Source organism: Janthinobacterium sp. SUN176, from assembly GCF_030587335.1.
Classification (GTDB): Bacteria; Pseudomonadota; Gammaproteobacteria; order Burkholderiales; family Burkholderiaceae_D; genus Janthinobacterium; species Janthinobacterium kumbetense.
Window position 1 is genome coordinate 947,654 of record NZ_JAPWIA010000001.1, and the last position, 12,497, is coordinate 960,150.

The 12,497-nt window shown below is 60.9% G+C and carries 11 protein-coding genes; 3 read left to right on the forward strand and 8 right to left on the reverse strand.

All coding sequences use genetic code 11. The annotated features are described in order from the left end of the window. Positions 1 to 71 precede the first annotated feature (71 nt). The 7 genes from O3299_RS04415 to O3299_RS04445 all read right to left on the reverse strand — a co-directional run bounded on the left by O3299_RS04415 (position 72) and on the right by O3299_RS04445 (position 9,113). Positions 72 to 923: a flagellin gene (locus O3299_RS04415; RefSeq protein ID WP_099664378.1), complete on the reverse strand. Its 852-nt coding sequence runs from the start codon at positions 921 to 923 to the stop codon at positions 72 to 74. A gap of 184 nt (positions 924 to 1,107) precedes the next feature. Continuing rightward, entirely contained in the window at positions 1,108 to 1,959 is an 852-nt protein-coding gene (locus tag O3299_RS04420) for a flagellin (protein ID WP_099664377.1), read from the reverse strand. A gap of 172 nt (positions 1,960 to 2,131) precedes the next feature. After that, a complete protein-coding gene (locus tag O3299_RS04425) occupies positions 2,132 to 2,728 on the reverse strand; it encodes an acyltransferase (RefSeq protein ID WP_251349163.1) in 597 nt (198 codons plus the stop codon). Continuing rightward, on the reverse strand, positions 2,721 to 3,470 hold the full coding sequence (locus tag O3299_RS04430) for a CatB-related O-acetyltransferase (protein ID WP_305061591.1): 750 nt from the start codon (positions 3,468 to 3,470) through the stop codon (positions 2,721 to 2,723). Before O3299_RS04430 ends, O3299_RS04425 begins: the two co-directional genes overlap by 8 nt. Then, positions 3,467 to 4,600: a DegT/DnrJ/EryC1/StrS aminotransferase family protein gene (locus tag O3299_RS04435; RefSeq protein WP_305061592.1), complete on the reverse strand. Its 1,134-nt coding sequence runs from the start codon at positions 4,598 to 4,600 to the stop codon at positions 3,467 to 3,469. The genes O3299_RS04430 and O3299_RS04435 overlap by 4 nt, the downstream gene beginning before the upstream one ends. Beyond that, positions 4,597 to 7,206 (reverse strand): tetratricopeptide repeat protein, encoded by a 2,610-nt coding sequence (locus O3299_RS04440; protein ID WP_305061593.1) that lies wholly within the window; start codon positions 7,204 to 7,206, stop codon positions 4,597 to 4,599. Before O3299_RS04440 ends, O3299_RS04435 begins: the two co-directional genes overlap by 4 nt. A gap of 230 nt (positions 7,207 to 7,436) precedes the next feature. Continuing rightward, a complete protein-coding gene (locus tag O3299_RS04445) occupies positions 7,437 to 9,113 on the reverse strand; it encodes an electron transfer flavoprotein-ubiquinone oxidoreductase (RefSeq protein ID WP_174718100.1) in 1,677 nt (558 codons plus the stop codon). Between the two features lie 264 nt (positions 9,114 to 9,377). Between O3299_RS04445 and O3299_RS04450 the strand changes: the two genes are divergently transcribed. Then, entirely contained in the window at positions 9,378 to 10,154 is a 777-nt protein-coding gene (locus O3299_RS04450) for an SDR family oxidoreductase (protein ID WP_034752351.1), read from the forward strand. A gap of 100 nt (positions 10,155 to 10,254) precedes the next feature. On the opposite strand, the gene O3299_RS04455 is transcribed toward O3299_RS04450, so the two are convergent. Then, positions 10,255 to 10,821, reverse strand: a complete 567-nt coding sequence (locus O3299_RS04455; protein ID WP_166450196.1) for a LuxR C-terminal-related transcriptional regulator — start codon at positions 10,819 to 10,821, stop codon at positions 10,255 to 10,257. A 147-nt stretch (positions 10,822 to 10,968) separates the two neighbouring features. Between O3299_RS04455 and O3299_RS04460 the strand changes: the two genes are divergently transcribed. Further along, complete coding sequence (locus O3299_RS04460) at positions 10,969 to 11,667, forward strand: CoA transferase subunit A (RefSeq protein WP_099664372.1); 699 nt, start codon at positions 10,969 to 10,971, stop codon at positions 11,665 to 11,667. Between the two features lie 157 nt (positions 11,668 to 11,824). Beyond that, positions 11,825 to 12,475, forward strand: a complete 651-nt coding sequence (locus O3299_RS04465; protein ID WP_077403229.1) for a CoA transferase subunit B — start codon at positions 11,825 to 11,827, stop codon at positions 12,473 to 12,475. Positions 12,476 to 12,497 lie beyond the last annotated feature (22 nt).

The following is a 12,497-nucleotide window of genomic DNA, read 5'->3' on the forward strand; positions in this document are numbered from 1 at the left end:
GGCGCGCCGCCATGAAAAAAAGCCCCGGCAATCGCTTGCCGGGGCTTTCATGTGGCGCGAGGCGCCGGTGATTATTGCAGCAAGGACATGACCATCGAGGACATGCTGTTGCTTTGTTTCAGCATCGCGGTGCCGGCTTGCAGCAGCATCTGCGACGAGGTCATGTTCGAGCTTTCGGTGGCGAAGTCGACGTCCATGATGCGGCCGGTAGCGGCCTTGGTGTTGGTCGAGATGTTCGACAGGTTGCTGTTGACGTGGTCGAGGCGGTTGGCGGCGGCACCCAGTGCCGAACGTACCACGCCGATGCTGTCGATGGCCGAAACCAGGCTGCCGATGGCGGCGTTGGCGCTGGCGGTCAGTTCGGTGCCCAGGCCGGCGGCGCCGAAGTTGGCGCTGGCCGAACCCAGTGCGGCGGTGACGCTGCCCATCGAGGTGGACAGGTTGATGCTCATCGTTTCCGACTTCGCGGCGCCGATCTGGAACGTCATGGCGCTGGCGATGGTGCCGCCGGTCAGCAGAGCTTGGCCGCCGAACGTGGTGTTTTTCATCACGTTGGACAATTCCAGGCCCAGTGCGTCGTATTCGGCTTGCATGGCGTCTTTGTCGGACGTGTTCGACGAAGCATCGGCAGCTTGCGTGGCCAGATCTTTCATGCGCACCAGCATGTTGGTGACTTCACCGAACGCGCCTTCAGCCGTTTGCAGCATCGAGGTGCTGTTTTGCGTGTTGCTCATGGCGACCGTCATGCCGCTGGTCTGTGCTTTCAGGCGGGTAGCGATCTGCAGGCCGGCAGCGTCGTCCATTGCCGAGTTGATGCGGTAGCCGGTCGACAGGCGGGTCATCGAGGTCGACAGTTGCGATTGCGTTTTGGCGATCGAGTTTTGTGCGGACAGCGATGCGTTGTTGGTGTGAAGGCTCAGCATTGTATTGCTCCTGGTAAGTGAATTCGTCGAGCGGCAGGTAATTTCTTGCCCTCACCCCTACAAGGCGACAGGGGAGCGCCTTTCATTAAATTCCACATGGAAATTTTTTATCTGGCGCGGCGCCATGAAAAAAAGCCCCGGCAATCGCTTGCCGGGGCTTTCATGTGGCGCGAGGCGCCGGTGATTATTGCAGCAAGGACATGACCATCGAGGACATGCTGTTGCTTTGTTTCAGCATCGCGGTGCCGGCTTGCAGCAGCATTTGCGACGAGGTCATGTTCGAGCTTTCGGTGGCGAAGTCGACGTCCATGATGCGGCCGGTAGCGGCCTTGGTGTTGGTCGAGATGTTCGACAGGTTGCTGTTGACGTGGTCGAGGCGGTTGGCGGCGGCACCCAGTGCCGAACGTACCACGCCGATGCTGTCGATGGCCGAAACCAGGCTGCCGATGGCCGTGTTGGCCAGGGTTTTCAGTTCGGTGCCGCCGGCGGTACCGGTGAAGTTGGCGGTGGCCGAACCCAGTGCGGTGGCGACGCTGCCCATCGAGGTGGACAGGTTGATGGTCATCGTTTCCGACTTCGCGGCGCCGATCTGGAACGTCATGGCGCTGGCGATGGTGCCGCCGGTCAGCAGAGCTTGGCCGCCGAACGTGGTGTTGTTCATCACGTTGGACAATTCCAGGCCCAGTGCGTCGTACTCGGCTTGCATGGCGTCCTTGTCGGCCGTGTTCGACGAAGCATCGGCAGCTTGCGTGGCCAGATCTTTCATGCGCACCAGCATGTTGGTGACTTCGCCGAACGCGCCTTCAGCCGTTTGCAGCATCGAGGTGCTGTTTTGCGTGTTGCTCATGGCGACCGTCATGCCGCTGGTCTGTGCTTTCAGGCGGGTGGCGATCTGCAGGCCGGCAGCGTCGTCCATTGCCGAGTTGATGCGGTAGCCGGTCGACAGGCGGGTCATCGAGGTCGACAGTTGCGATTGGGTCTTGGCGATCGAGTTTTGTGCGGACAGCGATGCGTTATTGGTGTGAAGGCTCAGCATTGTATTGCTCCTGTAGGATATATTCAGCGAGACGCGCTATTTTTCTGCTCTCACAAGCACAAGGCGGCTATTTCTGCTTACGTATTAAATGCTACATGGAAATATTTTTTATGTGGCCGCTGGCCTGCGGTGATTTTTTATTGCCATGGAAATTATGATTAAAAATATACTTTTAACTATTTTTCACGGCATCCCGCGCGCGCAATTGCTCTTCCGCAATTAACAGCCCCTGGTCGCGGCTGTTGATACGCTTCGCCGGTGTGCCCGCATAGATTCCCCACGCCGGCAGGGACCTGGTGACCAGGCTGAGCGCGCCCACGGCGACGCCTTCGCCAAGCTGCGCGCCGGGCAGCACCACGCTGCCCGAGCCGATGATGACGTGCCTGCCCAGGTGGACGGCGCCGCTTTTGCAGTTTGTAAATTCCGCCGGCACGGTGGGGTTGGTCATGCTCGCTCCGCTGTAGTCATCGGTCTTGCTGTACAGGCGCACGCCTTGCGACAAGCCGGCGTAGTCTTCCAGCGTGATGCCTGCGCCGCCGGAGAGAAAGCAGCCGCCGCCAATGTGAACGTAGCTGCCGATGCGGATATGGCCACCCGCCGCCACCAGCGTGCTGTAGCCATCGATGCGCACGTTGTTGCCGATGGCGATATTGTCGATGCCGATGATGACGCAGTTCCTGGCGATGCGCACGTTGTGGCCGAGGCTGCGAAACCCCGCGCCGTGCAAGTCTTCTTCGGTGTAATAGCCGGGATTGAAAAGTTCAGACATGGTCATCCTTGTGCGGGTGTGCGGCGCCGGCGCCGGCTTCCAGGTGGCGGCGCTTGCTTTCCGCCAGTTCTGCTATGACGCGCAGCGCCTCGCCGTCGTCGGCCGTCATGTTTTGCAGGAAATGCGCATTATTCTCGCGTATCCAGCTCAGCGGCAGTTCCCACCAGGCCAGCGCCAGCAGGGCTGCGCGCACTTCCTCGCTGAAGCGGAAGCGCAGCAGCCGCGCCGGCGTCCCGGCGTAAATGCCGTAGGGTTCGCTGCGGAAATTGGGCGGCACCAGCGTGCGCGCACCGATGACGCAGCCATTCTCGATGACCGCGCCGCCCAATATCATCGCCTCGTCGCCGATCCACACATCGTTCTTGATGACCGTATCGGCATATTGGGGAATCGGGCTGTTTTCCAGGCCCATGCCGCCCAATGCCAGAAGATACGTGGAAATGGTGCGCATGTCGTGCTGGCCGTTGAGGATGAAGCGCAGATTCGCGCCGCCGGAAACGTAGCGCCCGATTTGCAGGTGCTGCGCGGTCGAATCGTATTTGGCTTGCGAACCGATGCCGATGCCGGAACAGCGGCCGATGGTAAATTGCCCGAAGTCGGGCTCATTGCCCAGCCAGTTACGGAAAAAGCCATGCGGTATCAGGGTCTGGCCGCCGTCCTTGTAGGACAGCACGGTAAATTGTGCCGCCCAGCGATGGTCGTCGATGGTGCCGAAAAAGTCGGTGTCTGTGGAAATATTCATGGAGTCAGGCCCGCCTGTGCGTGACGCTCGACGATGGCGCAGATGGCATCGACCTGATCGAGATCCAGGCCGGGATAGATGGGCAGGCAGATGATTTGCCGCGATGCCTGCAGCGCGTTCGGCAGATTGCTGTGGGCGGCGGTCGGCATGCTGCGGTACATGGGGAAGTCGCTGATGAGTGGATAGAAATAGCGGCGCGCGTAGATATTCTCGTCCCGCAGCAGCTGGAACAGTGCGTCGCGGCTGGTGCCGTAGGCTTCCTTGACGAGTATGGGGAAGTAGGAATGGTTGGCCGATTCTTCCTCTCCCGCCGGCAGGCAGTCGATGCCGGCGATGGCCGCCAGCCGTTCCCGGTAGCGGCCATCGATGGCGCGCCGCTGCAGGCGAGCCGCGTCGATGCCCTTCAATTGCAGGAGGCCGAATGCGGCGTTGATCTCGCTCATCTTGCCGTTGATGCCGGGTGCCACCACCGTCACTTCGTCGACGAAGCCGAAATTTTTCAGATGGTCGATGCGTTGCTTGGTCTTGGCGTCGGGGCAGACGATCGCGCCCCCTTCGAAGGTATTGAAAATCTTGGTGGCGTGAAAACTCAGCACGGACAGGTCGCCGCAATTGAGCACGCTGCTGCCCTTGTGCCGCACGCCGAACGCATGCGCCGCGTCGTAGATGACTTTCAAGCCATAGTTGTCGGCGATCTTTTCGATGCGTTCCACGTCGCAGGGACGGCCATAGCAGTGCACCGGCATGATGGCGGTGGTGTGCGGCGTGATGGCTGCCTCGATCCTGGCGGGATCCATATTCAGGCTCAGCGGGTCGATATCGACAAAAATGGGCTTGATGCCATTCCACAGCAGCGAATGGGCGGTGGCGACGAAGGAATAGGGCGTGGTGATCACTTCGCCGGTGATGCGCAGCGCCTGCAGGGCCGTGATCAGCGCCAGCGTGCCATTGGTAAACAGGCAGATGTGCTTGACGCCCAGATAGTCGCACAGCGCCTGTTCCAGTTGCTGGTGGAACGGGCCGCCGTTGGTGAGGATCTTGTTTTCCCAGATTTCTTCCAGATACGGCAGGAAATCTTGCAAATCCGGCATGAGCGGCTGCGTGACGTAAATCGGCTTCTTGTGGCTCATGACTGCACCGCCTGCTTGCTGGCGTCGTCGGGCGCAATGGCGAACGATGCGGGCGGCAAGCCGCCGCACCAGCGCTGCCACATGGTGCGGAAAGCCTGTTCCATATTGTGGGCGATGGCCCGGGAGTCGGCCAGCGCCGACTCTTGCATGCGGTTGCGCAAGTCTGCGCGCAGGACGGCCAGTTGCATGATGTTGTTAGACAAGAATATTCCTTTCCGGACGAAATCGTCGTCGTCGGTCGCGATGAAGGCGTCGAGACCCACATGCTGCAAGATGCAGGCGCCGGCATGGCTCGGTACGCTTGTACCCTTGAGCGTCAGCGTGGGCACACCCATCCACAGCGCGTGCAGCGTGGTGGTGCCGCCCGTGTACGGGAAGGTGTCGAGGCAAAGGTCGATTTGCTGGTGCAGGGCCAGATAGCCGCCCAGGTGGGTGCGGCCGTGGAAGGTCAGGCGGTCGGCGGCGATGCCTTCCTGCGCGAACCAGGCTTGCAAGGTGGCGATGTCGCTGTCCTTTTGCATGGCTGCCAGATGCATTTTCGCTTCGGGCAGGGCCCGCAGCAGCTTTGCCCAGCGGGCGATGACGCCGGGATTGAGCTTGCTGAGCCGATTGAAGCTGCCGAAGGTCAGGTAGCCGTTGCCCAGCGCGGGCGCGCGGACCAGTTCCGGGGAGTCCGACGATGGCAGGAAGGGCACGCTGGCGGGCAGCAGCACGACTTTTTCCGTGAAGTACTTTTCGTCGACGTCGAATTGCGGGTCCGTCAGGTAGTAATCCATGGTTTTCAGGCCCGTTGTGCCGGGATAGGCGATCCAGCTGACCTGAATCGGCGCCAGTTTGCGGCCAAAGGCCGTCAGGCGGTTGAAGGCCGTGTGGCTGGACAGGTCGACCAGGATGTCGATGCCGTCTTCGCGGATCTTTTCCTGCAAGTTGCTGTCGCTCACCTCGATGATGTTTTGCCAATGCGGGAAATAGCCGCGCAGGCGCTGCGTGACGGCGTCTTCCAGCGTATTGTTGTAATAGGCATACAGGCTCAGGCCGGGGCTGGCGCTCAGGTGCGCGATCACGGGCACGACGAAATTGGACACCACGTGCGAATTGAAGTCGCCCGAGACAAAGCCGACCCTGATGCGCCGCGCGGGATCGTTGTCGTTGTGGAAACCTTGGCCTTCCGCCGTCCCGGCCGTGGACGGGTGGTCGAAGGCGTCGCCGAAGCGGCAATGTTCCTCAAACAGGCGTTGGGCGTCGATATCGATGCTATGGCTGAGGCAAAACAGCAGGCCGCTGTGGCTTTCCGGAATATGCGGCGCCACCGTCCGCGCGCGATAGCCGCTGGCGATGGCTTCCTCCAGGTGGCCTTCGGCATGGAGTAGCGAGCACAGGTTGATTTCCGCCGCTGCGTAGTCGGGCTTGATTTCCAGGGCGCGCTGGAACGCGGCCAGCGCTTCCTTGCTTTTGCCCATGGTGCGCATGACATTACCTAAATGAAAGTGCAATTCTTCATCATCTGGTTCGGATTCCATGGCCGTGTTGAGGCACGTCAATACATCCTGATACTGTTTCAGCGCCAGGTAGGCGGCGACCAGATTGTTCCGTGCCGCCCGGTAATCGGGTTTGATCTGCAGCGCGCGCTGGAAGCTGCGCACGGCGTCCTGCACATTTTTGTTTTCGTGCAGCGCCTGGCCGAGCCGGTTGTGCGCTTCGGCGTCGTCGGGCAATGCAAGGGTGGCGGCGCGGAAGCTGTCGGCAGCGGCGCCAAACTGTTTCTGGCGCAGCAGCGCATTGCCCAGGTTAAATGCCGCCAGCGCGTAGTCCGGCTTCAAGGCAAGGGCGCGGCGATAGCTCGCCACGGCCTCGTCCAGCCGGTTTTCCGCCTGGAGCAGGTTGCCCAGGTTGCAGTGCGCCTCGGCGAACGCCGGCTCGATTTCCAGCGCCCGCAGGTAGCAGTCGCGGGCTGCATCGAGTTTGCCGGCCGTTTGCCAGGCATTGCCCAGGTGGCCATGCGCCTGCGCATCGTGCGGCGTCAGTTCCACCGTCCGCTGCAGCGTGGCGAGGGCATCCTTGCCTTGCAGTTGCAGGGCCGTGCCCAGCACGCTCCAGCCGAATGGCGAGTCGGGATAGCTTGCCAGCAATTGCCGGCAGGCCGCTTCCATCTGCGCATGCTGGCCTGCCTGGTACAGCTGTACGATGTGGTCCATTTCCGGCTGCGACGGCGACAGGGCCGCCAGCGCGACGGCTTCCTGCGCCTGCCGGCGCAGCGCTTGCGAAGCATCGTTGTCCAGTCCGCGGCCGATGGCGGTGTCGACGATGTCGAGCGCTTCGTCGGGCTGTCCCGCCTGCAGCAATCCCTGCGCATAGGACAGCCAGAACTGGCCTTCGTCCGGGGCGACGGACAGCGCCTTGCGCAAATACGGCAGGCCGGCCACGTGCTGGCCCACTTGTCCGGCCAGCAAGCCCAGGTTGTGGTTGGCGATGGCATGGTAGGGATGGGCCTGCAGGATCGACAGGTAAATCTCTTCCGCCTCGGCAAAACGCCCTGCCTGGTGTTCAGCGATGGCTTGCTGTAATTCGGTGTCGGGGGAGACTGCGGGAGGGAGGGTCGGGTGCATGGGCTGAGGCTGGCAGAAATGTTTAGCAACGGGAATTGTAACTGGTGACAGTGCCCGTGAGAAACTTTCCGAGGGGAATTTGTTGACGCACGCCGCGCGAATGCGCACTTGCTGTTGCAGTTGGTCCAAAGTGCGGGCAATTCTGATCCTTCCGACAAAAAAACAGCGCACTGCCGGATGGGAGTGCGCTGTTCTGGCCGATTGTCAGCCGGTGCTGCGGAACCTTGCGATTACATATTCGGATAGTTCGGCCCGCCGCCGCCTTCCGGTGTCACCCACACGATGTTTTGCGTCGGATCCTTGATGTCGCAGGTTTTACAGTGCACGCAGTTCTGCGCATTGATCTGCAGGCGTTCGGCGCCGTCGTCGTTCTTCACGAACTCGTACACGCCGGCGGGACAGTAACGGGCTTCCGGACCCGCATACGTGGCCAGGTTGACGTCGACCGGCACGCTGGCGTTCTTCAGCGTCAGGTGGATCGGCTGGTCTTCCGCGTGGTTCGTGTTCGAAATGAACACGGACGACATCTTGTCGAAGGTCAACTTGCCATCGGGTTTCGGATACACGATCTTCTTCGACTGGGCGGCCGGTTTCAGGCATTCGTGGTCGCCATGCGAGTGGTGCAGGGTCCACGGCGCCTTGCCGCGGAAGATCAGCTGGTCGATGCCCGTCATCAGGCTGCCCAGGTACAGGCCTTTCGACAGCCATGGCTTGACGTTGCGCGCCACGTGCAGCTCTTCATGCAGCCACGATTGTTCGAAGGCGACAGGGTAGCTCGTCAGTTCGTCGTGCTGGCGCTGTTCGCCCAGCGCGCCGAAGGCCGCGTCCGCCGCCAGCATGCCGCTCTTGATGGCCGCGTGGCTGCCCTTGATGCGGCTCATGTTCAGGAAGCCCGCATCGCAGCCGATCAGTGCTCCGCCCGCAAACACCAGTTTCGGCAACGATTGCAGGCCGCCGGCCGCAATCGCCCGCGCGCCGTACGAGATGCGCTTGCCGCCTTCGAAGAACTTGCGGATTTCCGGATGCGTCTTGTAGCGCTGGAATTCCTCATACGGCGACAGGTACGGGTTTTCGTAGTTCAGGCCGACCACATAGCCCACCATGACCTGGTTGTTTTCCAGGTGGTACAGGAAGGAGCCGCCGTAGGTTTTCGTGTCCAGCGGCCAGCCGCTCGAGTGGATCACCAGGCCCGGCTTGTGCTGGGCGGGGTCGATTTCCCACAATTCCTTGATGCCGATGCCGTAGGACTGCGGGTCCTTGCCGGCGTTCAAGTCATACTTGGCCATCAATTGCTTGCCCAGGTGGCCGCGCGCGCCTTCGGCGAACAGGGTGTACTTGGCGTGCAATTCCATGCCCAGCTGGAAGTCGGGGCCCGGTTCGCCATCGCGCTTGACGCCCATGTTGCCAGTCGCCACGCCTTTGACGGAACCGTCGTCGTTGTAGAGGATTTCCGCGGCAGGGAAGCCGGGGAAGATTTCCACGCCCAGGTTTTCCGCCTGCTGGCCCATCCAGCGCACCACATTGCCCAGCGAGACGATGTAATTGCCGTGGTTTTCAAAGCAGGCCGGCACGGCGAAGCCTGGCGTCTTATACGCTTTCGTTTCCGTCAGGAACAGGATGCGGTCTTCCGTCACTTCCGTGTTCAGGGGCGCGCCCAGTTCTTTCCAGTTCGGAATCAGTTCCGTCAGCGCTTTCGGGTCCATGATGGCGCCCGACAGGATATGCGCGCCCAGTTCGCCGCCTTTTTCCAGCACGCAGACGGACACTTCCTGGCTCTTTTCAGCGGCCAGCTGCTTCAGGCGGATCGCCGCGGCCAAGCCTGCGGGGCCACCGCCGACGATCACCACGTCATATTCCATGGTTTCGCGCGGTCCGTACTGTTCAACTAAGTTATTAGGCTGTGTCATGGTCTCGATTTATAGTCACTCAATTAGGTAGCAAGGATAGGGAATAAAGCATCATCGGGGAAATTTAAGCACGAGTGTGCTTGTTTTTGACGAGGATTGCAACTTTGGCGCCATTTTGCGTGACATTGCCCCTCGCCGCAATCTAAATCCGGCCATTTTGTGTAATGATGGCGTTTACCTTTGCTCAAGTGCGACGCAGGGTATTTTGCCCCTGCGCCATCGGCACGGCGTAAAGTGTTATCTAAAATAAAACAGGAGTAGCTCGTGGGCATAGAAGTCAATTTCGAGGGCAAGATTGCCCTGATTACCGGCGCATCGAGCGGCCTCGGCGCGCGCTTTGCGAAAGTGCTGGCCCAGGCCGGCGCGCAGGTCGTGCTGGCGTCGCGCCGCACCGAACGCCTGAAGGAATTGCGCGCCGAAATCGAAGCCGATGGCGGCGCCGCGCACGTGGTGTCGCTCGACGTGACCGACTTCGCCAGCATCAAGTCGGCCATCGCGCACGCGGAAACGGAAGCGGGCCCCATCGATATCCTCGTCAACAATTCCGGTGTCTCCACCACGCAACGCCTGGTCGACGTCACGCCCGAGGATTACTCGTTCGTGATGGATACCAACCTGCGCGGATCGTTCTTCGTGGCCCAGCAAACGGCCAAGCGCATGATCGCGCGCGCCAAGGGCGACCCGAAGAAGCAGCACCGCATCATCAATATCGCCTCGATGGCGGGCTTGCAGGTGCTGCCGCAGATCGGCGTGTATTGCATGAGCAAGGCGGGCATGGTGCACATGACGCGCGCCATGGCTGTGGAGTGGGGCAAGTACGGCATCAACACGAACGCCATCTGTCCCGGTTACATTTCCACGGAAATCAACGAAGATTACTTTGCCACCGAACAGGGCAAGAAATTGATCGAAATGCTGCCGAATAAACGTCCGGGCAAGCCGGAAGACCTCGACGGCCTGCTGCTGTTGCTGGCGGGCGAGGATTCGCATTTCATCAATGGCGCCATCATTTCCGCCGATGGCGGCATGAGCACCTTTTAACGCCATACAAGCTGCTGCGCGTTGCGCTTCTCGGCCACCAATCGCTGCCGCTCGCGACGGTTTTACTTGGCGTTAAACGATAGTCACCTTGGCTGCAGCCCTAGCGCTGCAGCTGCAAGCCCACCAGCTTGTGCACCAGCTCGGACGAGGTCGAGGCGGCGAACTTGCGCATCAGCTTGGCGCGGTGCATTTCCACCGTACGGGGGCTGAGGTCGATCTGGCGTGCGATGACCTTGCTGGTCTTGCCCTCCACCAGCAGCGCGGCGATTTCGCGCTCGCGCGGCGTCAGTTCCGCCGTCACGGGACGTTTTTCGCTGACATCCTCGAACGTCCAGATGCCCGGTCCCAGCGGTTCCCGCGGCAGCATGGCGTGGCCCGTGACGTGGCACCAGAACAATTCTCCATTACTGCGGCGCATGATGCGTTCGTCCGAATAGCGGCCCTTGGCGTTCATGATGGGGATGATGCGGTCACCCGTGCGCAGGAATTCGTCGTGCGTGGGGTAGAGTACTTCGAACGACTGGTCGTCCAGCTGGGCGCGCGCATAGCCGAACATGGCCGCCAGCGCTTCGTTGCAGCTGCGCATGATGCGGTTTTCCGACATGCACATGCCCACGGGCGCGTGCAGGAAGATACTTTCATAATCGATGGCTGACGCGGCGTTCATCTGATACGTATCACTCTCACAGGGGGATTGCCGGCACGGCGCCGGTAGTTCTACGGTATTGTACTTTCCACTCGCGTATTTTATGCTGAGTCGCTGCCTGAGTCATGGACTCAAGACCAAAGCTTAACAAAAGATAGAGGGACACCCATGAATAAAGTTTATCCTGACGCCGCCTCGGCGCTGGCCGGTATCGTCCAAGATGGCCAGACCATCGCCGTTGGCGGCTTCGGCCTGTGCGGCATCCCCGAAGCCCTGATCGGCGCCTTGCGCGATTCGGGCGTGACGGGCCTGACGGCCATTTCGAATAATGCCGGCGTCGACGGTTTCGGCCTGGGCCAGCTGCTGACCACGCGCCAGATCAAGAAAATGATCGCCTCCTATGTGGGCGAAAACAAGGAATTCGCGCGCCAGTACCTGGCCGGCGAACTGGAACTGGAATTCACGCCGCAAGGCACCCTGGCCGAGAAGCTGCGCGCCGGCGGCGCCGGCATTCCCGCCTTCTTCACGAAAACCGGCGTGGGCACCATCGTCGCCGACGGCAAGGAACTGCGCGAATTCGACGGCGAACAATACGTGATGGAACGCAGCCTCGTGGCCGATGTGTCGCTGGTGAAAGCCTACATGGCCGACCGCGCGGGCAATTTGGTCTACCGCAAGACGGCGCGCAATTTCAACCCGAACGTGGCCATGGCGGGCAAGATCACCATCGTCGAAGTGGAAAAACTGGTCGAAGTGGGCGAGATCGACCCGGACCAGGTGCATACCCCCAGCATCTTCGTGCACCGCATCGTGGTCAATGCGAACCCGGAAAAACGCATCGAGCAGCGCACCGTGCGCACTGACTAATAAATAGAAGATTTACGCATGGCAAAACCGTAGCGAGCGGCAGTGATTTGTGGCTAAGAAGCGCAACCGTACTTTAGTACGGTGAGCATCGCAGGCCGCAAAGCGCGCCGCACAGTAGGTTTGGACAGGCGTTCCACGAAAATTGAGGGAGATGATAATGGCTTGGACACGTGATGAAATGGCCGCGCGCGCGGCAAAGGAATTGCAGGATGGCTTTTATGTGAACCTGGGCATCGGCTTGCCGACCCTGGTCGCGAACTACGTGCCGGAAAATATCGAAGTGTTCCTGCAGTCGGAAAACGGCTTGCTGGGCATCGGCCCGTTTCCCACGGACGATGAAGTCGATGCTGACCTGATCAACGCGGGCAAGCAGACGGTGACGGCCTTGCCGGGCGCCGCCTACTTCAGCTCGGCTGACTCGTTTGGCATGATCCGCGGCGGCAAGATCAACCTGGCCATCCTGGGCGCCATGCAAGTGTCGGAAAAGGGCGACCTGGCGAACTGGATGATCCCAGGCAAGATGGTCAAGGGCATGGGCGGCGCGATGGACCTCGTCGCCGGCGTCAAGCGCGTCGTCGTGCTGATGGAACACGTGGCCACGGCCAAGGATGGCACGACGTCGCACAAGCTGCTGAAACAGTGCGACTTGCCGCTGACGGGCGTGGGCGTGGTCGACGTCATCATCAGCGATCTGGGCGTGATCGACGTGACGGAAAACGGCCTGAAGCTGGTGGAGCTGGCGCCGGGCGTGACCAAGGAGCAGGTGCAGGCGGCCACGGGCGCTGAATTGGACGTTTCCGCCGTATAAACGGCTCGTTGCAGGCAATGAA